Annotated in this window: 19 protein-coding genes and 1 tRNA gene; 11 read left to right on the top strand and 9 right to left on the bottom strand. The window is 71.1% G+C overall.

The window, feature by feature from the left end; genetic code table 11:
* Positions 1-76 precede the first annotated feature (76 nt).
* The 4 genes from EKH77_RS07605 to rpsA form a co-directional block, all read right to left on the bottom strand.
* Positions 77-655, bottom strand: a complete 579-nt coding sequence (locus tag EKH77_RS07605) for a hypothetical protein (RefSeq protein WP_126913646.1) — start codon at positions 653-655, stop codon at positions 77-79.
* A gap of 200 nt (positions 656-855) precedes the next feature.
* The gene (gene coaE, locus EKH77_RS07610) at positions 856-1,464 is read right to left on the bottom strand and encodes a dephospho-CoA kinase (protein ID WP_126913647.1); all 609 of its coding nucleotides are present in this window, start codon (positions 1,462-1,464) and stop codon (positions 856-858) included.
* 25 nt (positions 1,465-1,489) lie between these two features.
* Positions 1,490-2,434: a PAC2 family protein gene (locus EKH77_RS07615; protein ID WP_126913648.1), complete on the bottom strand. Its 945-nt coding sequence runs from the start codon at positions 2,432-2,434 to the stop codon at positions 1,490-1,492.
* A 193-nt stretch (positions 2,435-2,627) separates the two neighbouring features.
* Positions 2,628-4,121 (bottom strand): 30S ribosomal protein S1, encoded by a 1,494-nt coding sequence (gene rpsA / locus EKH77_RS07620; protein WP_126913649.1) that lies wholly within the window; start codon positions 4,119-4,121, stop codon positions 2,628-2,630.
* 510 nt (positions 4,122-4,631) lie between these two features.
* On the opposite strand from rpsA, the gene EKH77_RS07630 reads away from it, so the two are divergent.
* Complete coding sequence (locus EKH77_RS07630; protein WP_126913650.1) at positions 4,632-5,435, top strand: class I SAM-dependent methyltransferase; 804 nt, start codon at positions 4,632-4,634, stop codon at positions 5,433-5,435.
* A 142-nt stretch (positions 5,436-5,577) separates the two neighbouring features.
* On the top strand, positions 5,578-8,124 hold the full coding sequence (gene hrpB / locus EKH77_RS07635; protein ID WP_126913651.1) for an ATP-dependent helicase HrpB: 2,547 nt from the start codon (positions 5,578-5,580) through the stop codon (positions 8,122-8,124).
* Positions 8,125-8,185: 61 nt separating this feature from the next.
* Here the strand turns inward: hrpB and EKH77_RS07640 are convergent, their stop codons facing one another.
* From EKH77_RS07640 to polA, 4 genes are all read right to left on the bottom strand, one after another.
* Positions 8,186-8,377, bottom strand: coding sequence for a hypothetical protein (locus EKH77_RS07640; protein ID WP_126913652.1), 192 nt, complete (start codon positions 8,375-8,377; stop codon positions 8,186-8,188).
* A 16-nt stretch (positions 8,378-8,393) separates the two neighbouring features.
* Positions 8,394-9,395, bottom strand: a complete 1,002-nt coding sequence (locus EKH77_RS07645; protein WP_126913653.1) for a DUF3068 domain-containing protein — start codon at positions 9,393-9,395, stop codon at positions 8,394-8,396.
* A gap of 15 nt (positions 9,396-9,410) precedes the next feature.
* Entirely contained in the window at positions 9,411-9,545 is a 135-nt protein-coding gene (locus EKH77_RS07650) for an SPW_0924 family protein (protein ID WP_126913654.1), read from the bottom strand.
* A gap of 151 nt (positions 9,546-9,696) precedes the next feature.
* Positions 9,697-12,354: a DNA polymerase I gene (polA, locus tag EKH77_RS07655; RefSeq protein WP_126917944.1), complete on the bottom strand. Its 2,658-nt coding sequence runs from the start codon at positions 12,352-12,354 to the stop codon at positions 9,697-9,699.
* 346 nt (positions 12,355-12,700) lie between these two features.
* Here polA and EKH77_RS07660 point away from each other — a divergent pair, with 346 nt between their 5' ends.
* The 7 genes from EKH77_RS07660 to EKH77_RS07690 all read left to right on the top strand — a co-directional run bounded on the left by EKH77_RS07660 (position 12,701) and on the right by EKH77_RS07690 (position 21,518).
* Complete coding sequence (locus EKH77_RS07660; RefSeq protein ID WP_126913655.1) at positions 12,701-15,016, top strand: FdhF/YdeP family oxidoreductase; 2,316 nt, start codon at positions 12,701-12,703, stop codon at positions 15,014-15,016.
* 77 nt (positions 15,017-15,093) lie between these two features.
* Positions 15,094-15,555 carry a PaaI family thioesterase gene (locus tag EKH77_RS07665; RefSeq protein WP_126913656.1) on the top strand — a complete coding sequence of 154 codons (462 nt, stop codon included), beginning with the start codon at positions 15,094-15,096 and terminating at the stop codon, positions 15,553-15,555.
* 321 nt (positions 15,556-15,876) lie between these two features.
* Positions 15,877-17,121 carry a branched-chain amino acid ABC transporter substrate-binding protein gene (locus EKH77_RS07670; protein ID WP_126913657.1) on the top strand — a complete coding sequence of 415 codons (1,245 nt, stop codon included), beginning with the start codon at positions 15,877-15,879 and terminating at the stop codon, positions 17,119-17,121.
* A gap of 80 nt (positions 17,122-17,201) precedes the next feature.
* On the top strand, positions 17,202-18,134 hold the full coding sequence (locus EKH77_RS07675) for a branched-chain amino acid ABC transporter permease (RefSeq protein ID WP_126913658.1): 933 nt from the start codon (positions 17,202-17,204) through the stop codon (positions 18,132-18,134).
* Between the two features lie 5 nt (positions 18,135-18,139).
* Positions 18,140-19,939, top strand: coding sequence for a branched-chain amino acid ABC transporter permease (locus tag EKH77_RS07680; RefSeq protein ID WP_126913659.1), 1,800 nt, complete (start codon positions 18,140-18,142; stop codon positions 19,937-19,939).
* Positions 19,936-20,805, top strand: a complete 870-nt coding sequence (locus EKH77_RS07685; protein ID WP_430981026.1) for an ABC transporter ATP-binding protein — start codon at positions 19,936-19,938, stop codon at positions 20,803-20,805. The genes EKH77_RS07680 and EKH77_RS07685 overlap by 4 nt, the downstream gene beginning before the upstream one ends.
* On the top strand, positions 20,802-21,518 hold the full coding sequence (locus EKH77_RS07690; RefSeq protein ID WP_126913661.1) for an ABC transporter ATP-binding protein: 717 nt from the start codon (positions 20,802-20,804) through the stop codon (positions 21,516-21,518). Before EKH77_RS07685 ends, EKH77_RS07690 begins: the two co-directional genes overlap by 4 nt.
* 68 nt (positions 21,519-21,586) lie before the next feature.
* Here the strand turns inward: EKH77_RS07690 and EKH77_RS07695 are convergent, their stop codons facing one another.
* Positions 21,587-22,237 (bottom strand): ANTAR domain-containing response regulator, encoded by a 651-nt coding sequence (locus EKH77_RS07695; protein WP_126913662.1) that lies wholly within the window; start codon positions 22,235-22,237, stop codon positions 21,587-21,589.
* 97 nt (positions 22,238-22,334) lie between these two features.
* On the opposite strand from EKH77_RS07695, the gene EKH77_RS07700 reads away from it, so the two are divergent.
* Together EKH77_RS07700 and EKH77_RS07705 are read left to right on the top strand one after the other, a co-directional pair.
* A tRNA-Leu gene (locus EKH77_RS07700) sits at positions 22,335-22,409 on the top strand.
* A 119-nt stretch (positions 22,410-22,528) separates the two neighbouring features.
* Complete coding sequence (locus tag EKH77_RS07705) at positions 22,529-23,290, top strand: transcriptional regulator (RefSeq protein ID WP_126913663.1); 762 nt, start codon at positions 22,529-22,531, stop codon at positions 23,288-23,290.
* Positions 23,291-23,292: the final 2 nt, after the last annotated feature.

Here is a 23,292-nt window from a genome sequence, read left to right on the forward strand (position 1 = left end):
CCTTTCCCTTTCGAAACGAACTCGGAGGTCGAATTGAACGCGGAGGCCGAATTGAACGCGGAGGCCCGAACGGGCCTCACGGCGATACGCACGCCATCAGGAAGCAGGCCAGCATGCCCACGCCTCCCACCCGGCGCAGCCACCGGACGTGTTCGGCCACCATGGCCCGGCGCAGCATTTCCCGCACCGCCTTGAACTGGCCGGCGGTCCTGGGGTGGAATCCGGCGACGGTGATCAGAACCCCGTGGGCCATGACCGGAAGCGCCATGAAGAGCAGGATCAGCCACCCCCAGAACGCGCGCGGGCTGACCAGCGAGTAGGTGCCCCATTCCCGGTACACCTTCACCCGCTCGCCGGGAACGTACGAGCCGTCGATCTCCGCGTCCGTGCGCACCGCGCCGCCGTCCACGGGGCGGAACACGCCGTCGCAGCTGGTGCCCTCGTGGCCGCTGCCCTTCCGGGTGACCCGGCAGTGGCCGATGGTCATGGTCCCCTGGTGGTCCGCGTAGCCGACGGCCTTCACCGCGGACGTGGCGGTGAACTCCATGAGCAGCAGTCCGGCCGCGACGAGGCAGACCCCGCCGAGGCGGGTCTTGAAGCTCGGCCGGGGAGTGGGCGCGAAGGGGCTCGCGCCGAGCAGTTCTGGCATGGCCATGGTCGTCGTTCCCCCTCGGAGCAGCCGCACGGTGACGCCGTTCGGGGCGACACGCTAGCGACGCGGAGAGGGGTGCCGCCGCCGGTACGCGCGGCCATCGGCCACGGGGCACGAGCCCGGAAGGCCCATAACCAAGGGCTCACCGAGCGCCATCGCCCACCGGCGGGGCGCGCACGGCCTCACCCGATCTGGTGAACGGCTCAGTCGGACAGCGCCGCCGCCCGCTCGCGCAGTTGCTCCCAGACGGCCCTGACCTGGGGCTCCAGCGCCTCCAGCGGGCCGTCGTTGTCGATGACCAGGTCCGCGACGGCCAGTCGCTCCTCGCGGGTGGCCTGGGCCGCCATCCGGGCGCGGGCCTCGTCGGGGGTCATGCCGCGCAGCCGGACGAGCCGGTCCAGCCGGGTCGCGGTGCCGGCGTCGATGACGACCACCAGGTCGTAGAGGGGGGCGAGCCCGTTCTCGGCGAGGAGGGGCACGTCGTGGACGACGACGGCGTCCTGGCCGGCGGCGGATTCCAGCTCGGCCGAGCGGGCGCGCACGAGGGGGTGCACGATGGCGTTGAGGGCGGCGAGCCGGCCCTTGTCGGCGAAGACGATCGCGCCCAGCGCGGGCCGGTCGAGGGCGCCCTCCGCGGTGAGGACGCCGGGCCCGAACTCGGCGACGACCGCCGCCAGTCCGGGCGTGCCCGGCTCCACCACTTCCCGCGCGATGCGGTCCGAGTCGACGACGACCGCTCCGTACGACGCGAGGAGCCGCGACACCTCGCTCTTGCCCGCGCCGATCCCGCCCGTGAGGCCCACCTTCAGCATGGGCCCCACGCTATCGGGCGGGGTGTCAGCGGCCGCCGTCGCCCTCCCTGTCGGCGAGGAATCGCTCGAATTCGGCGCCCAGTTCATCGGCGGAGGGCAGTTCGACCGGCTCGGCGACGAGGTTGCCCCGGGTCTCGGCCCCGGCCACCGCGTCGTACTGGTGCTCAAGGCCCCGGACGAGCGTGATCAGCTCCTCGTCGCCCTCGCCGAGCTGACGCTCGATCTCCTCCTGGGTGCGGTGCGCCGCGGTGCGCAGGGCGTGCGCGGCGTCGGGCAGGACGAGCCCGGTGGCGGCGGTGACCGCCTCCAGGGCCGTCAGCGCCGCGTCGGGGTAGGACGAGCGGGCGACGTAGTGCGGGACGTGGGCGGCGACGCCCAGGACGTCGTGGCCGGCCTCCGCGAGGCGGTACTCGACGAACGACTCGGCGCTGCCGGGCACCTGGGCCTCGTCGAAGTAGCTGCGGTGACCGGGCATCAGGTCGGTGCGGTTGCCGTGGGGGGTGATGCCGACGGGCCGGGTGTGGGGGACACCCATGGGGATGCCGTGGAAGTTGACGGACAGCCGTACGCCGAGCCGCTCCACGAGCAGGCGTACGGCGGCGGCGAAGCGCTCCCACTCCACATCCGGCTCGGGGCCGGTGAGCAGGAGGAACGGGGCGCCCGTGGCGTCCTGCACCAGGTACAGCTCCAGCTTCGGCGTCTCGTAGGCGGTCCAGCGGTCGCGCTGGAACGTCAGCAGGGGGCGCCGCGCGCGGTAGTCGATGAGCCGGTCGTGGTCGAAGCGGGCCACGACCTGGTGCGGCAGGTCGCCCAGCAGCCGCTTGACGATCAGCTCGCCCGTCTCACCGGCGTCGATGTAGCCCTCGAAGTGGTAGAGCATGACCAGTCCGGCCGTGTCCTGGGCAAGAGCCAGGTCGGCGACGGCGAGCCCCTTGGGCTCCCATTCGTACAAACCCTGCGGATCCAACACGGTGACCGTTCCTCCTCATGTTCCTTGAGGGAGAACGTTCTTGGGGACCGCCACCATTCCCGTCCGGGCCGGAGCACGGGGGTGAAAAGGGCGCGGGGTGAAAAGGGGCGGCAGACGCGCGTAAGGCCCGCTCTCCAAGGAGAGCGGGCCTTACATCGGTCAGCTATTCAGCCGAGCGCGGTCGGTCAGAGCCTCAGCTCTGGCCGCCGGCGAGCTTCTCGCGCAGGGCGGCGAGAGCCTCGTCCGACGCCAGGGCGCCGGAGGTGTCGGCCGACTCCGAGGAGTACGAGCCACCGGCCGGAGCGGCCTGCGCGGCGTCCTGGTCGCCGGCGGCGGCAGCCTCGGCGTCCGCCTCGCGGGACTTGATGACCTGCGCCTGGTGCTGCTCGAAGCGCTGCTGCGCCTCGGCGTACTGGCGCTCCCACTCCTCGCGCTGCTTCTCGTAACCCGGCAGCCAGTCGTTGGCCTCGGGGTCGAAGCCCTCGGGGTAGATGTAGTTGCCCTGGTCGTCGTAGGACGCGGCCATGCCGTACAGGGTCGGGTCGAACTCGACCACGGACGGGTCGGCACCGAAGGACTCGTTGGCCTGCTTCAGCGAGAGGCTGATGCGACGACGCTCGAGGTCGATGTCGATGACCTTGACGAAGATCTCGTCGTTGACCTGGACGACCTGCTCCGGGATCTCCACGTGGCGCTCGGCCAGCTCGGAGATGTGGACCAGGCCCTCGATGCCCTCGTCGACGCGCACGAACGCACCGAACGGAACGAGCTTGGTGACCTTACCCGGGACGACCTGACCGATCTGGTGGGTCCGGGCGAACTGCTGCCACGGGTCTTCCTGGGTGGCCTTGAGCGACAGGGAGACGCGCTCGCGGTCCATGTCGACGTCCAGGACCTCGACCGTGACCTCCTGGCCGACCTCGACGACCTCGGACGGGTGGTCGATGTGCTTCCAGGACAGCTCGGAGACGTGGACGAGACCGTCGACGCCGCCCAGGTCCACGAAGGCACCGAAGTTGACGATGGAGGAGACGACGCCGGAGCGCACCTGACCCTTCTGGAGGGTGGTGAGGAAGGTCTGGCGGACCTCGCTCTGGGTCTGCTCCAGCCAGGCGCGGCGGGACAGGACCACGTTGTTGCGGTTCTTGTCCAGCTCGATGATCTTGGCCTCGAGCTCCTTGCCCACGTAGGGCTGGAGGTCGCGGACACGACGCATCTCGACCAGGGAGGCCGGCAGGAAGCCACGGAGGCCGATGTCGAGGATGAGACCACCCTTGACGACCTCGATGACGGTACCGGTGACGATGCCGTCCTCTTCCTTGATCTTCTCGATGGTGCCCCAGGCGCGCTCGTACTGGGCGCGCTTCTTCGAGAGGATCAGGCGGCCTTCCTTGTCCTCCTTCTGGAGAACCAGGGCCTCGATCTCGTCGCCGACCTTGACGACCTCGTTCGGGTCGACGTCGTGCTTGATCGAGAGCTCGCGGGAGGGGATGACACCCTCGGTCTTGTAACCGATGTCGAGCAGGACCTCGTCCCGGTCGACCTTCACGATGACGCCGTCGACGATGTCGCCGTCGTTGAAGTACTTGATCGTCTCGTCGATCGCGGCGAGGAAGGCTTCCTCGTTACCGATGTCGTTGACCGCAACCTGCGGGGTGGTGGCGGTGGTCTCGGTGCTGCTCGTCATGTGGGAAAGGGCTCCGGTACGGACATTGAAGTCGTAGGTACTGCTACGCCGAGAGCCCGTATCACACACTGCCGAAGCCGGACAGCCTTGGAGGCGCACTCTCCGTGAAGAGCTTTTTGCCCGGCGGACCGGGAGCGCCTCGACAACCGAGGGGACATACAACAAGTGCGAGCGCGGCCTGCTCGGTCTGAGGCGCGCAGGCTCGCAGCGCAACTTGTAGCATACGGGGGCAGCCGGACACGGTCAATGCGCGAAGGCGCACACCCGGGATGAATCGCAGCAAATCCGGCACAACTCGGGTTGTGCGAGGCCACGGGGGTCCCGGAGCACCCCGGCGCGCCACCCCCCGGACGGCCCTGCGGACCCCTTGGCGGCACGCTCCGGAGGGGAACCTGCGAAGATCGGGTCCCCGTGACGCGTCGACCCGCCTCCGAGCCCGCCGCGCACCACCGACCGACCACCCCACCGCCGGCCGGCACACGGCCCAGGCGCGACCGCCGGGATGATCAGATGACCCAAGAATACGAGCCCGAGGCCACCCGCCGTGAGACCGGCGAGGCCGAGAGCAGCCGGGCCAGTCGCGGCTGGTGGGACCGGAACGCCGACGAGTACCAGAACGAGCACGGCGGCTTCCTCGGCGACGACCGCTTCGTCTGGGGGCCCGAGGGCCTCGACGAGGCGGAGGCCGCCCTGCTGGGCCCGGCGGAGTCGCTCAAGGGCCGGGACGTCCTGGAGATCGGCGCCGGCGCCGCCCAGTGCTCGCGCTGGCTGGCCGCGCGGGGCGCCCGCCCGGTGGCCCTCGACCTCTCCCACCGGCAGCTCCAGCACGCCCTGCGGATCGGCGTGGACTTCCCCCTCGTGGAGGCCGACGCCTGCGCCCTGCCCTTCGCGGACGGCTCCTTCGACCTGGCCTGCTCCGCGTACGGCGCGGTGCCGTTCGTGGCCGAGCCGGTGCGGCTGATGCGCGAGGTGCGGCGGGTACTGCGACCGGGTGGCCGCTGGGTCTTCTCGGTGACCCACCCCATCCGCTGGGCGTTCCCCGACGAGCCCGGGCCCGAGGGGCTGTCCGTCGCCGCGTCGTACTTCGACCGCACGCCGTACGTGGAACAGGACGAGACCGGCCGGGCGGTGTACGTGGAGCACCACCGGACGGTCGGGGACCGGGTGCGGGATGTCGTGGCCGCGGGCTTCCGGCTGGTCGACCTGGTCGAGCCGGAGTGGCCCGCGTGGAACCAGCAGGAGTGGGGTGGCTGGTCCCCGCTGCGGGGGCATCTGATTCCGGGGACGGCGATCTTCGTCTGCGAGCGGGACTGACCCTGCGGGCGGCTTCCGGGAGACGGCGGTTTGTCGGCTGCCGGCCGTCGGTGGCTGGTCGCGCCCACGCGGCGGTAGCCGCACATCGACGCTGCCCCGCGCCCCTTACGGGGCGTCTCGGTAGGTGGGTGAGACTTGAGGCGTGATCCGTGATGACGCTCTTGCTCAGCTGCCTGTGCGGTCCGTGCTGCCTGCCCTGGGGGAGGCCCTGGACGGGCACGGTGCGGCCGTACTGTGCGCGCCGCCCGGGACCGGGAAGACGACGCTCGTGCCGCTGGCGCTGGCCGGGCTGACCGGCTCCGGGCCGGTGCGCCGCGTCCTGGTCGCCGAGCCCCGCCGGATCGCCGCGCGCGCCGCCGCGCGGCGGATGGCGTGGCTGCTGGGCGAGGAGGTCGGCGGGAAGGTCGGCTTCACCGTGCGCGGCGAGCGCCGGGCCGGGCCCTCGACCGTGGTGGAGGTCGTCACCACCGGTGTCCTGCTCCAGCGCCTCCAGCGCGACCCGGAGCTCGCCGGCGTCGACGTCGTCGTGCTCGACGAGTGCCACGAACGCCATCTGGACGCCGACACCGCCGCCGCCTTCCTCCTGGACGTCCGGGCCGCGCTGCGCCCGGAGCTGCGGCTGGTGGCCGCGTCGGCGACGACGGACGCCGAGGGCTGGGCGCGGCTGCTGGGCGGCGCGCCGGTGGTGGAGGCGGCGGGGGTGTCGCACCCCGTGGAGGTGGTGTGGGCACCGCCGGAGCGCGCGATACGGCCGCCGCACGGCATGCGTGTGGATCCGGCGCTGCTGGAGCACGTGGCCGCCGTGGTGCGGCGGGCGCTGCGCGAGCGGGAGGGCGACGTGCTCTGCTTCCTCCCCGGCGTGGGCGAGATCGGCCGGGTCGCGGGGCTGCTGGGCGGGGCACCCGGCGGGGCCGAGGTGCTCCAGGTGCACGGGCGGGCCCCGGCCGCCGTGCAGGACGCGGTGCTGGCCGGCGGCACCGGGACGCGGCGCGTGGTGCTGGCGACCTCGGTGGCCGAGTCGAGCCTGACCGTGCCGGGCGTACGGGTCGTGGTGGACGCCGGGCTGGCCCGGGAGCCGCGCATGGACCACGCCCGGGGGCTGAGCGCGCTGACGACCGTACGGGCGTCCCGCGCGTCCGGGCGGCAGCGGGCGGGCCGCGCGGGGCGCGAGGCCCCGGGGGCGGTGTACCGCTGCTGGACGGAGGCGGACGAGACGCGGCTGCCCGCGTTCCCGGCGGCGGAGATCACCGTGGCGGACCTGACGGCGTTCGCGCTGCAGGCCGCCTGCTGGGGCGATCCCGACGCGACCGGCCTCGCGCTGCTCGACGCCCCGCCGGCCGGCGCCCTGGCGGCCGCGCGGTCGGTGCTGACGGCCACGGGCGCCGTGGACGCCGACGGGCGGCCCACCGACCGGGGCCGGCGCATGGCGCGCCTGGGGGTGCACCCCCGGCTCGCGCGCGCCCTCCTGGACGGCGCGCGCGAGGTCGGCGCACGCCGGGCGGCGGAGGTCGTGGCGCTGCTGAGCGAGGAACCACCGAGGGAGTACGGGGACGATCTGGCGGCGGCGTGGCGCTCCGCCCGGCGCGGGAACGACGCCTACGGCGCCCGCTGGCGCGCGGAGGCGCGCAGGCTGGAGAGCGCGCTGCGGAGCGTCTCCGAGGAGCCCGCCGCGGCCGCGTCCCGCGCGGACACCAGCGGCACCGGCGACTCCGACGACGCCGTCGCCGGCCTGATTGCCGCGCTCGCGTTCCCCGAGCGCGTGGCGCGGCTGCGCGGCGGGGCCTCGTACCTGATGGTGTCGGGCACGGGCGCCGAGCTGGGTGACGGGTCGCGGCTGCGCACCGCGCCCTGGCTCGCGGTGGCCGTGGCGGACCGGCCCGTCGCCGCCGCGTCGGCGCGGGTGCGGCTGGGCGCGGTGATCGACGAGGAGACGGCACGGGCCGCCGCCGGGTCGCTGCTCGACGAGGGCGAGGAGGTGCGCTGGTCGGAGGAGCGGCGCGACGTCGTGGCCCGGCGCGTGGCCCGGCTGGGCGCGGTGGAGCTGACCGCGAGCGTGCTGAACGCGCCGGATCGGGGGCTGGTGCGGGCGGCGCTGCTGGAGGGGCTGCGCCGCGAGGGCCCGGGGCTGCTGCGGTGGGGCGCGGAGGGGGCGGCGCTGCGGCAGCGGCTGGCGTTCCTCCGCCGTGAGCTGGGCGAGCCGTGGCCGGACGTGTCCGACGAGGCGCTGCTGGCGCGGGCGGACGAATGGCTGGGCGTGGAGCTGGACCGGGCCCGCAGGCGCGCGGATCTGGAGCGGCTGGACGCGGGGGCGGCGCTGGAGCGGCTGCTGCCGTGGGCGAGCGGTGACGCCGTGCGGCTGGCCGAGCTGGCGCCGGAGCGCATCGAGGTGCCGAGCGGCTCACGGATCCGGGTGGACTACGGCGGTGAGCAGCCCGTGCTGGCGGTCAAGCTCCAGGAGCTCTTCGGGTTGCACGAGACGCCCCGGGTCGCGGGAGGGCGGGTGCCCGTCCTCGTCCATCTGCTGTCCCCGGCGGGGCGTCCGGCGGCGGTCACCGCGGATCTGGCGTCGTTCTGGCGGGACGGCTACCGGTCCGTACGGGCCGAGCTGCGCGGCCGGTATCCGCGGCACCCCTGGCCGGAGGACCCGGCCACGGCCACCGCGACGCGCCGCGCCAACGCCAGGCGCTAGGCGCTAGCGCGTCGCCTCGCGGACGACCGGGCGTGACGCGTCCCGTCCGCCGGCCTCGCCGTCAGGGGAGGTACCGCTCCAGCGCGGCGGCTCCCTTTTCCTCTATGTGGCGCCTGGCCGCCTCGACGCGTTCGGGGGTCACGTCGTGGCCGGAGGCCATGACGAGGTCCTCGGGGTCGAAGGGCCGCTCGCCGCCGGTGTAGAGCCGGCTGGGGCGGGACGGGGTGGACGCGTCCTCCGGGGAATCCTTCACGGCGGGCCTCCTCTGCTCAGGCGACCTCTTTCGGGGTCACCCGTTCGGGTTTCCCTCCATCGTGTGCCCGGTCCGCCGCGACCGCACGCCGATCTCGGGCCTCCAGGGCGAGGGAGAGCGCGAGCAGGACGCCGCCGAGGCCGAGGAGGCCCCAGGGGAGGTAGCTGGTGAGCAGGAGTACCAGCTGCCGTTGCGAGGCCACGAGGGCGACGGTCGAGTCGACGTGGTCGGGGCGCATCTTCACATGGCCGGAGAAGGCGGGGATCGGTTCCTTGCCGGGGGCGCCGGTCCAGCGCATCTCCTCGCGGTGGATCTCCTCGCCGTTGACGGGGGCGCCGGTGACGGGGTCGATCCAGAACATGCGCCGGGTGGTGTACCAGCGTTCCAGGCCGAGCTGCCGGACGGTGTCGGGACTGATGCCGAGCGGCAGCTTCCTGGGCAGGGCGACCTTGGTCCAGGGGATCGTCTGCTCGAAGTAGTAGACGTCCAGGCCGTGGAAGGTGCGGGTGCCCTTGTAGTGGATGGGCGCGGAGGTGCGGGTCATCAGGTCGAAGTAGCGGTAGTCGCGTTTCTCGACGAGGAACGGCCATTTGAACTCGATGCCGTCGCGGCGCACCGGGGTGCCGTCGACGTGTTCGCCGCCCGCGTGGACGGGCTCCTGGCTGTGGGCGTCGAAGACGTACCGCTCGGGGATCATGGAGACCATGGCGCCGTCCGGGCCGGCGGCGTAGGAGAGGGTGTCCCAGACGACGACGTCGCGGCCGGTCTCGGCGCCGACCTCCCGGGCCTTCTCGACGTTGCCCTTGAGGGTCTGGACCACGGTGAGGCGGGGGACGGTGCGGGGCTTGAGGGTGTCGTAGTCGATGAGGGTGGCGTTCTCGGCCTCCATGACGACGGTCCGGTACTGGCCGGCGGGGACCTTGGCCAGGCGGGGGAAGGCGTACCAGCGCAGCAGGGGTGACAGCGCGGCGCAGAAGACCGCGAAGGCCAGCAGTACGAGGCTCGCCCGTCGGCGCATGGCGGGGCCGCTCCGCTAGGGCCGGGCGGGGGCGGAGGTGAGCAGGGGCTCGGGGGAGGTCTCGCCCCGGGGCGGGCCGACGGCCGTGACGGCGAGGACGAGGGCGAAGGCGGCGGCCAGTCCGATGGCCGCGGCGGCCAGTGCGCGCATGCGGAGCCTCCCGGCGGATTCCCCTCACCTGACGAGGCGTCAGGTGAGGGGGAACGGTAGCAACGCCCGGCGCGGAAGAGAACAACGCCGTACGGCCCGCCCCGGCGAACGATCGCCGGGAACGGGCCGTAGGACATCGCACGCGCGGGCGTCAGTGCGCGGCGGACTCCCAGTCCCCGCCGACACCCACCGACACGTCCAGCGGGGCGCGCAGCTCGACGGCGCCGGCCATCTCGCGACGGACCAGCTCCTCCACCTTCTCCCGCTCCCCCGGCGCGATCTCCAGCACGATTTCGTCGTGCACCTGGAGCAGCATCCGGGAGGTGAGCTTCTCCGCCGCCAGGGACTCGGCCACCCGCAGCATCGCGATCTTGACGATGTCGGCGGCCGTGCCCTGGATCGGGGCGTTCAGCGCCATCCGCTCGGCCATCTCGCGCCGCTGCCGGTTGTCGCTGTTGAGATCCGGCAGGTAGCGGCGCCGGCCCAGCATCGTCTCGGTGTAGCCCGTGGCACGGGCCTCCTCGACGACGCGCTGCAGGTAATCGCGCACGCCGCCGAACCGCTCGAAGAACGTGTCCATCAGACGACGCGCCTCGTCCGGCATGATGTTCAGCTGCTGCGAGAGCCCGAACGCCGACAGCCCGTACGCCAGGCCGTACGACATCGCCTTGATCTTCCGGCGCATCTCGGGGTCGACCTCGCTCTTGGCGACGCCGAACACCTGGGAGGCGACCGTCGTGTGGAGGTCCTCACCGGAGGTGAACGCCTCGATCAGGCCCTCGTCCTCCGAGAGGTGGGCCATCACCCGCAGCTCGATCTGGCTGTAGTCGGCCGTCATCAGCGACTCGAAGCCCTCGCCGACCACGAAGCCCCGGCGGATGGCACGGCCCTCGTCCGTCCGCACCGGGATGTTCTGGAGGTTGGGGTCGGTGGAGGACAGCCGGCCCGTGGCCGCCACGGTCTGGTTGAACGTGGTGTGGATCCGGCCGTCGGCGGCGATCGCCTTGATCAGGCCCTCGACCGTGGAGCGCAGCTTGGACTGCTCACGGTGCCGCAGCATGATCACCGGCAGCTCGTTGTCCGTCTGCGCGGCGAGCCAGGCCAGCGCGTCCGCGTCCGTGGTGAAGCCCGTCTTGGTCTTCTTCGTCCTCGGCAGGCCCAGCTCGCCGAAGAGGACCTCCTGGAGCTGCTTGGGCGAGCCCAGGTTGAACTCGCGGCCCGCCGCCAGATGCGCCGACTCCACCGCCTGCTGCACGGCCGCGGCGAACTGCTGCTCCATGCGCTCCAGCCAGCCCCGGTCGGCGGCGATGCCCGCCCGCTCGCACGCGGACAGCACGGCACTCGTCGGCAGCTCCACATCGGCCAGCAGCCGCGCGGCGCCCACCTCCTCGACCCGCCCGGCGAACGCGCCGCCCAGATCCAGAACGGTACGGGCCCGGCCCATCAGCGCGTCCGCCTCGGCCTGCTCGTCGGCGCCGAAGGCCAGCTGGCCGTCACCGGCCGCGGCCGTGGCCAGCTCGCGCCCCAGGTACTCCACCGACAGCGCGTCCAGCGCGAACGACCGGCGCCCCGGCTTGACCAGGTACGCGGCCAGCGCCGTGTCCATCGTCACGCCCTCGACCGACCAGCCGTGATCGGCGAAGACCCGCATCGCGGCCTTCGCGTCGTGCATCACCTTCGGACGCGCCGGGTCCGCGCTCCACGCGGCGAACGCCCGCTCGTCGGCCTCGTCCAGCTCCGCCGGGTCGAACCACGCGGCCGGGCCCTCGCCCGTCGCCAGCGCGATCTCCGCGCCCCGGCCACTGCCCTTCGCCCACGAATCCGTGATCGCCACACCCAGCGGGCCCGCACCGTGCTCGGCCAGCCAGGGCGCCAGAGCGCCCGTGCCCAGCACCACGCCGTCGACCTCGGCGCCCGCCTCCGGGGCCGGCTCCTCGGCCGAGTCGGCGCCCGGGTCGGCCGCCAGCAGCCGGTCCCGCAGACCCTGGTTGCGGATCTCCAGGCCCTCCAGGAACGTCACCAGCGCGTTCCGGTCGTAGGCCCGGCGCTCCAGATCGTCCGGATGCGTGGACAGCGCCACGTCCCGCACCATCTCGGTCAGCCGGCGGTTGAGCTTGACCGCCTCCAGGTGGTCGCGCAGATTCTGCCCGGCCTTGCCCTTGACCTCGTCGACCCGCTCGACGAGCTCCGCGAACGAACCGAACTGGTTGATCCACTTCGTGGCCGTCTTCTCACCGACACCCGGGATGCCCGGCAGATTGTCCGACGGGTCGCCGCGCAGCGCCGCGAAGTCCGGATACTGCGACGGGGACAGCCCGTACTTCTCCTGGACCTTCTCCGGAGTGAAGCGCGTCAGCTCCGAGACGCCCTTCGTCGGGTACAGCACCGTGACCGCGTCGGTGATCAGCTGGAAGGAATCACGGTCGCCCGTGACGATCGAGACCTCGAAGCCCTCGGCCTCCGCCTCCGTCGCCAGCGTGGCGATGACGTCGTCGGCCTCGAAGCCGTCCACCGCGAAACGCCGCACGTTCATCGCGTCCAGCAGCTCGCCGATCAGCTTCACCTGACCCTTGAACTCGTCCGGCGTCGCCGAACGCGTCGCCTTGTACTCGGGGTACTCCTCCGAGCGCCACGTCTTCCGCGACACGTCGAACGCCACCGCGAAATGCGTGGGCCGCTCATCACGCAGCGTATTGGCCAGCATCGACGCGAAGCCGTACACCGCGTTCGTCGTCTGACCGGCCGACGTCGTGAAGTTCTCGGCGGGCAGCGCGAAGAACGCCCGGTACGCCATGGAGTGCCCGTCCATCAACAGCAGACGGGGACGGCCTCCCCCGGCGTCGCCGGTCGGGTCGTTCGCTTCGGTCGGGGTATTCGATGCCTTGGATGCCACGCCCCCGATCCTGCCACGGCCCACTGACAGTGGAGTGCCACCGGGCCGCGACCGACCCGTCAGGCTCGACCCAGTCCGGCAGCGCTCCGGGCGCCTCATGGCACGATCAGATCCATACGATGGATCAACCGCTCCCCAGCACAAGGGAGAGCGAGGTGACTCCGTCCACCGCCGACGCGACGGACTTCCAACCCATTGGGTTGCGGTCCAGCCCGAACCGGTCCCTTACGGAACAAGCGGAAGCTACCACAGGAGGAAACCGATGGCAGGCAATCCGCCCACGGATGACCCCATCCAGGACGCGCCCAGCGTCACCGCCCCGCAGCACGCCGCCGCCGGGCTTCCCGCCATCGCCCACTCACTGCGCATGGCCCACGAGCAGATGGGCGTCCGCCGCACCGCCCTGACCCTCCTCAAGGTCAACCAGAAGAACGGCTTCGACTGCCCCGGCTGCGCCTGGCCCGAGCCCGACAAGCGCCACGCCGCCGAATTCTGCGAGAACGGCGCCAAGGCCGTCGCCGAGGAAGCCACCCTCCGCCGCGTCACCCCGGACTTCTTCGCCGCCCACTCCGTCGCCGACCTCGCCGGACGCAGCGGCTACTGGCTCGGCCAGCAGGGCCGCCTCACCCACCCCATGTACCTCGCCGAGGGCGCCACCACCTACGAACCCGTCACCTGGGAACGCGCCTTCGACATCGTCGCCGAGGAACTCCAGGCCCTCGCCACCCCCGACGAAGCCGTCTTCTACACCTCCGGCCGCACCAGCAACGAAGCCGCCTTCCTCTACCAGCTCTTCGCCCGCGAGTTCGGCACCAACAATCTGCCGGACTGCTCCAACATGTGCCACGAGTCCTCCGGCTCCGCGCTCACCGAGACCATCGGCATCGGCAAGGGCAGCGTCCTGCTGGACGACCTCTACAAGGCCGACCTGATCATCGTCGCCGGCCAGAACCCGGGCACCAACCACCCCCGCATGCTCAGCGCCCTGGAGAAGGCCAAGCGCGGCGGCACCCGGATCATCACCGTCAACCCGCTCCCCGAAGCGGGCCTGGAACGCTTCAAGAACCCGCAGAACGCCCGCGGCCTCGCCGCCGGCGGCACCGCCCTCACCGACCTCTTCCTGCAGATCCGCCTCGGCGGCGACCAGGCCCTCTTCCGCCTCCTCAACCGCCTGATCCTCGAAACCGAAGGCGCCGTCGACACCGCCTTCGTCGACGAGCACACCCACGGCTTCGAGGACTTCGCCCACGCCGCCCGCACCGCCGACTGGGACGAGACCCTCCACGCCACCGGACTGCGCCGCGAGGAGATCGAAACCGCCCTGCGCATGGTCCTGGACTCCCGGCGCGTCATCGTCTGCTGGGCCATGGGCCTCACCCAGCACAAGCACGCCGTCCCCACCATCAAGGAAGTCGTCAACTTCCTCCTCCTGCGCGGCAACATCGGCCGCCCCGGCGCCGGCGTCTGCCCCGTCCGCGGCCACAGCAACGTCCAGGGCGACCGCACGATGGGCATCTTCGAACGCCCCGCCCCCGCCTTCCTCGACGCCCTCGAGAAGGAATTCGGCTTCACCCCGCCCCGCGAACACGGCCTCGACGTCGTCCGCGCCATCCGCGCCCTGCGCGACGGACAGGCCAAGGTCTTCTTCGCCATGGGCGGCAACTTCGTCTCCGCCACACCCGACACCGACGTCACCGAAGCCGCCGTCCGACGCGCCCGGCTCACCGTCCACGTCTCCACCAAGCTCAACCGCTCCCACGTGATCACCGGCGCCCGCGCCCTGATCCTCCCCACCCTCGGCCGCACCGAACGCGACCGCCAGCAGGCCGGCGACCAGTTCGTCACCGTCGAGGACTCCATGGGCATGGTCCACGCCTCCCGCGGCCGCCTCGAACCCGCGAGCCCCCAGCTCCTCTCCGAGCCCGCCATCGTCTGCCGCCTGGCCCGCCGCACCCTCGGCGAGGCCAGCCCCACGCCCTGGGAAGACTTCGAACGCGACTACGCGACGATCCGCGACCGCATCGCCCGCGTCATCCCCGGCTTCGAGGACTTCAACGCCCGCGTCGCCCGCCCCGGCGGCTTCACCCTCCCCCACGCCCCCCGCGACGCCCGCCGCTTCCCCACCGCGACCGGCAAGGCCAACTTCAGCGCCACCCCCGTCGAGTACCCGCGGGTGCCCGAAGGGCGGTTGCTGCTGCAGACCCTGCGCTCGCACGACCAGTACAACACCACCATCTACGGCCTCGACGACCGCTACCGCGGCATCAAGAACGGCCGCCGCGTCGTCCTGCTCCACCCCGACGACGCCCGCGAGCGCGGCCTCGCCGACGGGGCGTACGCCGACCTCGTCAGCGAATGGACCGACGGCACCGAACGCCGCGCGCCCGGCTTCCGCGTCGTCCACTACCCCACGACGCGCGGCTGCGCGGCCGCGTACTACCCCGAGACCAACGTGCTCGTACCGCTCGACCACACCGCCGACACCAGCAACACGCCCGCCAGCAAGTCCGTCGTCATCCGGCTCGAGCCGGCAACAGCATCCGCAGCCGCATCCGCAGCCGCGGACAGCGGGCGTTAACGGCAGTTGACGACAGGACGGTCCGGCTGAAAAAACGTTCACAACACAATGACCACGGGCGATCGGAGCCGCAGCGCATGGGCGAGCACAGCAAGACCACGTTCCCGCAGGACATCCTCGACCAGTGGGCCGACAGCGGGCTCGACCTCAACGCCCTGTTCTCCGCCGGCCACCTGGGCGAGCGCATGAGCGTCACCGTCGTCGAGGCCTCCCCCGAACGCGTCGTCGGCACCATGCCCGTCGAGGGCAACACCCAGCCCTACGGCCTGCTGCACGGCGGCGCCTCCGCCGTCCTCGCCGAGACCCTGGGCTCGGTGGGCGCCATGCTCCACGGCGGGCCCACCCGGATCGCCGTCGGCGTCGACCTCAACTGCACCCACCACCGCGGCGTCCGCTCCGGCCTCGTCACCGGCGTCGCCACCCCCGTCCACCGCGGCCGCACCTCCGCCACCTACGAGATCGCCATCACCGACGAGCAGGACCGCCGCGTCTGCTCCGCCCGCCTCACCTGCGTCATCCGCGAGCAGACGGCAGGCTGACGCACAGCCGACGGACCCACCCGCGCCACGACGACGGCCGGCCACGGAACCCCGTGGCCGGCCGTCGCGCGTCCCGGCACCCGGCGACGACCGAAAAGCGGAGTGTGATCTCCGTCATAACAAGAAAGTCACAGCATCGTCGTCACCTCTGCCCGACCCCCGCGCCCACCCCCTACAGTCGCGGCACATCGTGACCGCCGGGCCGTTCGTCCAGCACACCGCAGCCATCCCGCACAGCACCTTCCCACCCCGCGCCCGAAGCCGCCCGGCGAATGACACGGCACCTCTCCAGAGGCCACCGCGCCAGGGAAAGGACCCAGCGTGCGCCACCGCTCCCTCACCATCCTCACCGCCGCGCTCACCACCGGAACCCTCGCCCTCACCGCTTGCGGATCACGCGACGCCGGGGACGGCAAGGACAACGGCGCCGGCGACGGCGGCGCGAAGACCACCGTGACCATCGGCGTCGACGCCCCGCTGACCGGCTCGCTCTCCCCCTTCGGGCAGGGCATCAAGAACTCCGTCGACCTCGCCGTGCGCACCGCCAACAAGAACAACGAGGTCAAGGGCGTCACCTTCCGGACCACCGCCCTCGACGACCAGGCCGTCCCCGGCACCGGACAGCAGAACGCCGCCAAACTCGCCGCCGACAAGAACGTCCTCGGCGTCGTCGGCCCCATGAACTCCGGCGTCGCCCAGTCCATGCAGGGCGTCTTCGAGAAAGCCGGCCTCACCCTGGTCTCCCCCGCCAACACCAACCCCGCCCTCACCCAGGGCGACAACTGGGCCAAGGGCGAGAAGAACCGTCCCTTCAAGACCTATTTCCGCACCGCCACCACCGACATCATCCAGGGCCGCTTCGCCGCCCAGCACCTCTACAAGGAAGCCAAGAAGAAAAAGGCCTTCGTCGTCGACGACAAACAGACCTACGGCGTCGGCCTCGCCACCATCTTCGCCGAGGAATTCAAACGCCTCGGCGGCGAGATCGCCGGCACCGACCACCTCACCGTCAAGGAGACCGACTTCTCCGGCATCGCCAACAAGATCAAGAACTCCGGGGCCGACTCCGTCTACTTCGGCGGCCAGTTCCCCGAAGCCGGCCTCCTCTCCGACCAGGTCAAGAAGGCCGGCGCCCGCATCCCCCTCATGGGCGGCGACGGCATCTACAACCCCGGCTTCATCACCGCCTCCGGCGAACCCAACGACGGCGACCTCGCCACCTCCGTCGGCTACCCCGTCGAAGAACTCGACTCCGCCAAGAAATTCGTCCAGGGCTACAAGGACGCCGGCTACAAGGACGCCTACGCCACCTACGGCGGATACTCCTACGACGCCGCCTGGGCCATCGTCCAGGCCGTCAAGAAGACCGTCGAGGACAACAACGGCAAATTCCCCGCCGACGCCCGCGACAAAGTCCTCGGCGCCATGTCCAAGGTCTCCTTCGACGGCGTCACAGGAAAAGTCTCCTTCGACCAGTACGGCGACACCACCAACAAACAACTCACCGTCTACCAGGTCGTAGGCGGGGCCTGGAAATCCCTCAAGAGCGCCACCTTCCAGGACTGACCGGGCCACCCGCGCGAAGGACCCGCACCCGCGCACCCCTCGCGCGGCACCGCCCACCACACCCCACGGGGAGGCACGCGGTGCACGAACTGCCGCAGACACTGGTCAGCGGACTCGCACTGGGAACGCTCTACGGCCTCATCGCCATCGGCTACACGATGGTCTACGGCATCGTCCAGCTCATCAACTTCGCCCACGGCGAGATCGTCATGATCGGAGGCTTCGGCGCCCTCACCGTCCGGCTCTGGCTCCCCGACACCGTCCCCCTCACCGCCGCCCTCCCCCTCATGCTCCTCGGCGGCGCCGTCACCTCCGTCGCCGTCGCCACCGCCGCCGAACGCTTCGCCTACCGACCCCTCCGCGACGCCCCCCGCCTCGCCCCCCTCATCACCGCGATCGGCCTGTCCATCGCCCTCCAGCAACTCGTCTGGGCCTTCTACCCCGACGCCAAGAAATCCCGCAGCTTCCCGCAGTTCCACGGCGACGCCTTCGAACTCACCGGCAACGTCCACCTCCAGCGCGACGATGTCTTCGTCCTCGTCGCCGCACCCCTGTGCATGCTCGCCCTCGGCCTCTTCGTCGCCCGGAGCCGCACCGGACGCGCCATGCAGGCCACCGCCCAGGACCCCGACACCGCCCGGCTCATGGGCATCGACACCGACCGCATCATCGTCCTCGCCTTCGCCATCGGCGGCGCCTTCGCGGCCGTCGCCGCCGTCGCCCAAGGACTCCGCGCCGGACAGATCAACTTCGAGATGGGCTTCATCCTCGGCCTCAAGGCCTTCACCGCCGCCGTCCTCGGCGGCATCGGCAACATCTACGGCGCCATGCTCGGCGGCGTCGTCCTCGGCATCGCCGAGACCGCCTCCACCACCTACATCCAGCACATCCCCGGAATGCAGCAGCTCGGCGGCGGAGGCTGGAAGGACGTCTGGGCCTTCGTCCTGCTCATCGTCGTCCTCCTCGTGCGGCCACAGGGCCTGCTCGGCGAACGCGTCGCGGATCGGGCGTGAGACCCATGACCCCACAACACCACCGCACCGGCACCGGCACCGGTGCCGGCACCGGCCGCCGCGCCATCGCCCGGCTCGGTCTGCCCCTCATCCCGCTGCCCGCCACCACCGCCAAGATCCTCACGGCCGGCGGAGCACTCCTCACCCTCCTCTCCACCTTCCTCCCCTGGACCTGGACCCGCGCCTTCCCCGGCAACCTCACCGTCACCGGCTACCCCGGCGGCCTCCAGATCCTCACCCTCACCGGCGCGGCCCTCACCCTGGCCCAAGTCCTCGCCACCGCCGGCCCCACCGGCCTTCCCGGCCTCCGCTGGCTCAACCCCTCCGGCCGCCACACCGCCGCCCTCCTCCTGGCCGCCGGCACACTGGCCACCACCTGGTACTCGCTCATCGCCATCGCCGCCCGCCTCGGCGGACTCGTCAACCTCGAACCCGGCGGCTACCTCGCCGGAGCGGCCGCCCTCACCACCCTCACGGGCGCCCTCGCCCTCCCCCACACCCCCGCACGCCCCCTGCCACCGGCCCGCGCCCTGCCCGCATGGGCCGAAATCGCCGTCATCGCCGCCGTGTTCGGACTCGCTCTCCACGTCCTCACCTACGGCATCGGCACCGCCTACGGCGAACTCTTCACCGGCTTCCTCCTGCTCACCGGCTTCACCACCGCCGCCCTCTTCGCCGACGGACTGGGCGCCCGGCTCACCGCCCTCACCCACCGGCACCGCCGCGTCACCCTCACCGCGGCCCTCGTCACCGCCGTCCTCTTCCCTCTCACCCAGGACACCGACGAATACACCCTCATCATCGTCAACATCCTCATCTTCGCCACCGTCGCCCTCGGCCTGAACGTCGTCGTCGGCCTCGCCGGCCTCCTCGACCTCGGCTACGTGGCGTTCCTCGGCGTCGGCGCCTACACCGCCGCCCTCGTCTCCGGCTCCACCGCCTCCACCCTCCACATCCACTTCCCCTTCTGGGCCGCCGTCCTCACCGGCGCCGCCGCCTCTCTCGTCTTCGGCGTCGTCATCGGCGCCCCCACCCTCCGGCTCCGCGGCGACTACCTCGCCATCGTCACCCTCGGCTTCGGCGAGATCTTCCGCATCACCGTCGGCAACCTCAACGGAGAATCCGGCCCCTCACTCACCAACGGCCCCAACGGCATCCCCAACATCCCCGACCTCGTCATCCTCGGCTACGACTTCGGCGCCAAACACTCCCTCGGCAGCCTCACCCTCACCCCGTTCGCCAACTACTACCTCCTGATGCTCTTCTTCACCGCCCTCGTCGTCCTCGTCTTCAGCCGCGCCGGAAACTCCCGCATCGGCCGCGCCTGGGTCGCCATCCGCGAGGACGAGACCGCCGCCACCGCCATGGGCATCAACGGCTTCCGCCTCAAACTCATCGCCTTCGCCCTCGGCGCCACCCTCGCCGGACTAGCCGGCACCGTCCAGGCCCACGTCGCCTACACCGTCGTCCCCGAGCAATACGTCTTCGCCGGACCCGTACCGCCCAACTCCGCGTTCCTGCTGGCCGCCGTCATCCTCGGCGGCATGGGCACCATCACCGGCCCCCTCCTCGGCGCCGCGCTGCTCTACCTCATCCCCGCCAAACTCCAGTTCCTCCAGGACTACCAGCTCCTCGCCTTCGGCCTCGCCCTCATCCTCCTCATGCGCTTCCGGCCCGAAGGGATCATCCCCAACCGCCGCCGGCAGCTGGAGTTCCACGAAGCCTCGACCGACCCGGGCCCGGGCGCCGACGGCAACGGCAACGGCAACGGCAACGGCAACGGGCTCACCAAGGCGGAGGCATAACCACCATGACGACCACAGCCGCCGCAACCACCGCCCCCGTCCTCACCGCCACCGGCGTCACCATGCGCTTCGGCGGACTCACCGCCGTACGAGCCGTCGACCTCACCGTCCACCGGAACCAGATCGTCGGGCTGATCGGCCCCAACGGCGCCGGAAAAACCACCTTCTTCAACTGCCTCACCGGCCTCTACACCCCCACCGAAGGCACCGTCACCTACCGCGACACCGTCCTCCCGCCCAAACCCCACCTCGTCACCCAGGCCGGCATCGCCCGCACCTTCCAGAACATCCGCCTCTTCGCCAATATGACCGTCCTCGAAAACGTCCTCGTCGGCCGCCACACCCGCACCAAAGAAGGCCTCCTCTCCGCCCTCCTCCGCGGCCCCGCCTTCCGCCGCGCCGAAAAGGCATCCGAGGACCGCGCCATGGAACTCCTCGCCTTCACCGGACTCGCCGCCAAGCGCGACCACCTCGCCCGCAACCTCCCCTACGGCGAACAACGCAGACTCGAAATAGCCCGCGCCCTCGCCAGCGACCCCGGCCTGCTCCTCCTCGACGAACCCACCGCCGGAATGAACCCCCAGGAGACCCGCGACACCGAAGGACTCGTCCTCGCCATCCGCGACCAGGGCACCGCCGTCCTCGTCATCGAGCACGACATGCGCTTCATCTTCAACCTCTGCGACCACGTAGCCGTGCTGGTACAAGGCGAGAAGCTGGTGGAGGGCACACCGGAAACCGTCCAACGTGACGAACGCGTCATCGCCGCCTACCTCGGCACTCCCTTCGAAGGCGCACCGGGCGAGGCGGAAGCCGCGGAAGTACAGGCGGCCGAGGCCCACGCCGCAGAGGAGACCGACCGATGACCGCCCTCCTCGAAGTCGAGGACCTCCACGTCGCCTACGGCAAGATCGAAGCCGTCAAAGGCATCTCGTTCACCGTCGACACCGGCCAGATCGTCACCCTCATCGGCACCAACGGAGCCGGCAAGACCACCACCCTCCGCACCCTCTCCGGCCTCCTCACCCCCCGCTCCGGCACCATCCGCTTCGACGGCCGCCCCCTCACCGGCATCCCCGCCCACCGCGTCGTCGCCCTCGGCCTCGCCCACTCCCCCGAAGGCCGCCACATCTTCCCCCGCCTCACCATCGCCGAGAACCTCCAGCTCGGAGCGTTCCTCCGCAAGGACGGCGACGGCATCGCCCACGACATCCGGCGCGTCTACGAGCTCTTCCCGATCCTCGGCGAACGCGCCAGGCAGCCGGCCGGCACCCTCTCCGGCGGCGAACAACAGATGCTGGCGATGGGCCGCGCCCTCATGTCCCGCCCCAAGCTCCTCATGCTCGACGAGCCCTCCATGGGCCTCTCCCCGATCATGATGCGGAAGATCATGGACACCATCGCCGAGCTCAAGGCGAGCGGTACGACGATCCTCCTCGTCGAACAGAACGCCCAGGCCGCGCTGGGTCTCGCCGACCGGGGGCACGTCATGGAGACCGGCCGCATCGTCCTCTCCGGAACGGGGGCCGAGCTGCTCCACGACGAGTCGGTGCGCAAGGCGTACCTGGGCGAGGACTGACCTCGCCCATACGGAAGGGCCCGCGTCCGGTAGACCGGACGCGGGCCCTTCCATATGGCCATCGAGGCCTACTGCTCCTTGGCCGCCTTCTTCTCCCGGGCGTCCTCGATGACCGCCTCGGCCACCTGCTGCATCGACAACCGACGGTCCATCGACGTCTTCTGGATCCACCGGAACGCGGCGGGCTCGGTCAGCCCGTACTGGGTCTGGAGGATGCTCTTCGCCCGGTCCACCAGCTTCCGCGTCTCCAGCCGCTGCGCGAGGTCGGCGACCTCCTGCTCCAGCGCCTTCATCTCGGTGAAGCGGGAGACCGCCATCTCGATGGCGGGCACGACGTCGCTCTTGCTGAACGGCTTCACGAGGTAGGCCATGGCCCCGGCGTCCCGGGCCCGCTCCACGAGGTCGCGCTGCGAGAAGGCGGTGAGCATCAGCACGGGGGCGATCGACTCGGACGCAATCCGCTCGGCGGCGGAGATCCCGTCGAGGACGGGCATCTTCACATCGAGGATCACCAGATCCGGCTTGTGCTCGCGGGCCAGCGCCACGGCGGTCTCACCGTCGCCCGCCTCACCGACGACGGAGTAGCCCTCTTCCTCGAGCATCTCCTTGAGGTCGAGACGGATCAGGGCCTCGTCCTCGGCGATCACGACACGGGTGACGTGCGGAGGGGTGTGCTGCGGCTCGTCGTCGACGGGCGGCGTGGGCTCGGCGGCGGTCACGGGTCTCCTTGGTACGGGCAGGTGCTGCTCGCATGAGCCTACCTACGTCATGTAGTTTTGAGCACCGAGGGGGTATAGACTCTCCTTGGATTACAAGGCCCCGGTAGCCCAACTGGCAGCAGGCGATGGATTCAAAACCCATACAGTGTCGGTTCGAATCCGACCCGGGGCACTTCACCTTCGATTCGAAGGATCACTAGCGTTTCCGACGCTTGGAGATCTTCACCCCTTGCGGTGAACATAGCTTCGAATCCTTTCTTCCGCTGCGGCACTGCGGCCACTCTCGTCGATATGTACGACATCGAGACCCGTCAGCGAGCCCTTGCCCTCGTCGATCAAGGCCGCAGCCTCAGCTCCGTGAGCAAGGAGACCGGGATTTCTCGGTACGCGCTCCGCTCATGGCAGACCCGGATCGAACCCCGCGCACGCCCGGCGTCGGCTTGCTGCCGTTGCGGCCCCGTGCCGCGACCACCCGACGATCCCGCCGCGTACGCGTACCTGCTCGGCCTCTACCTGGGCGACGGCTGCGTCAGCAGACAGCCGAGCGGCACCTACGCCCTCCGCATCGCCTGCGCAAATGCGTGGCCCGGGCTGATCACGGCCTGTCGCAACGCGATGAAGGGCGTGCGGCCGGAGAACAGCGTGTGCGTCGTCCAGAAGGCGGGCTGCGTCTCGGTGGCCGGAACCAGCCGTCACTGGGCGTGCCTCTTCCCTCAGCACGGCCCTGGCAAGAAGCACGAGCGCGAGATCAACCTCGAACCCTGGCAGCAGCAGATCGTGAACACGCACCCTTGGGCGTTCGTACGCGGCCTCGTCCACTCCGACGGATGCCGCATCACCAACTGGGCCACCCGACCAGTGCGGGGCCGGCCCAAGCGCTACGAATACCCGCGCTACTTCTTCACCAACAAGTCCGCGGACATCCGGCGGCTGTACACCGACGCCCTCGACAGACTCGGCGTCAGCTGGAAGCAGGCCAACGCCTGGAACGTCTCCGTCGCCCGCAAAGCCTCCGTCGCCCTCATGGACGCCCACATAGGCCCGAAATACTGACC

This window comes from Streptomyces luteoverticillatus, assembly GCF_003970715.1.
Taxonomy (GTDB): domain Bacteria; phylum Actinomycetota; class Actinomycetes; order Streptomycetales; family Streptomycetaceae; genus Streptomyces; species Streptomyces abikoensis.

Bases quoted from the DNA above. Each gene is read 5' to 3' on its own strand.
- EKH77_RS07605 (WP_126913646.1), bottom strand. From the start codon at position 655: ATGGCCATGCCAGAACTGCTCGGCGCGAGCCCCTTCGCGCCCACTCCC.
- coaE (WP_126913647.1), bottom strand. From the start codon at position 1,464: ATGCTGAAGGTGGGCCTCACGGGCGGGATCGGCGCGGGCAAGAGCGAG.
- rpsA (WP_126913649.1), bottom strand. From the start codon at position 4,121: ATGACGAGCAGCACCGAGACCACCGCCACCACCCCGCAGGTTGCGGTC.
- EKH77_RS07630 (WP_126913650.1), top strand. From the start codon at position 4,632: ATGACCCAAGAATACGAGCCCGAGGCCACCCGCCGTGAGACCGGCGAG.
- EKH77_RS07645 (WP_126913653.1), bottom strand. From the start codon at position 9,395: ATGCGCCGACGGGCGAGCCTCGTACTGCTGGCCTTCGCGGTCTTCTGC.
- EKH77_RS07650 (WP_126913654.1), bottom strand. From the start codon at position 9,545: ATGCGCGCACTGGCCGCCGCGGCCATCGGACTGGCCGCCGCCTTCGCC.
- polA (WP_126917944.1), bottom strand. From the start codon at position 12,354: ATGGACGGGCACTCCATGGCGTACCGGGCGTTCTTCGCGCTGCCCGCC.
- EKH77_RS07660 (WP_126913655.1), top strand. From the start codon at position 12,701: ATGGCAGGCAATCCGCCCACGGATGACCCCATCCAGGACGCGCCCAGC.
- EKH77_RS07665 (WP_126913656.1), top strand. From the start codon at position 15,094: ATGGGCGAGCACAGCAAGACCACGTTCCCGCAGGACATCCTCGACCAG.
- EKH77_RS07680 (WP_126913659.1), top strand. From the start codon at position 18,140: ATGACCCCACAACACCACCGCACCGGCACCGGCACCGGTGCCGGCACC.
- EKH77_RS07690 (WP_126913661.1), top strand. From the start codon at position 20,802: ATGACCGCCCTCCTCGAAGTCGAGGACCTCCACGTCGCCTACGGCAAG.
- EKH77_RS07705 (WP_126913663.1), top strand. From the start codon at position 22,529: ATGTACGACATCGAGACCCGTCAGCGAGCCCTTGCCCTCGTCGATCAA.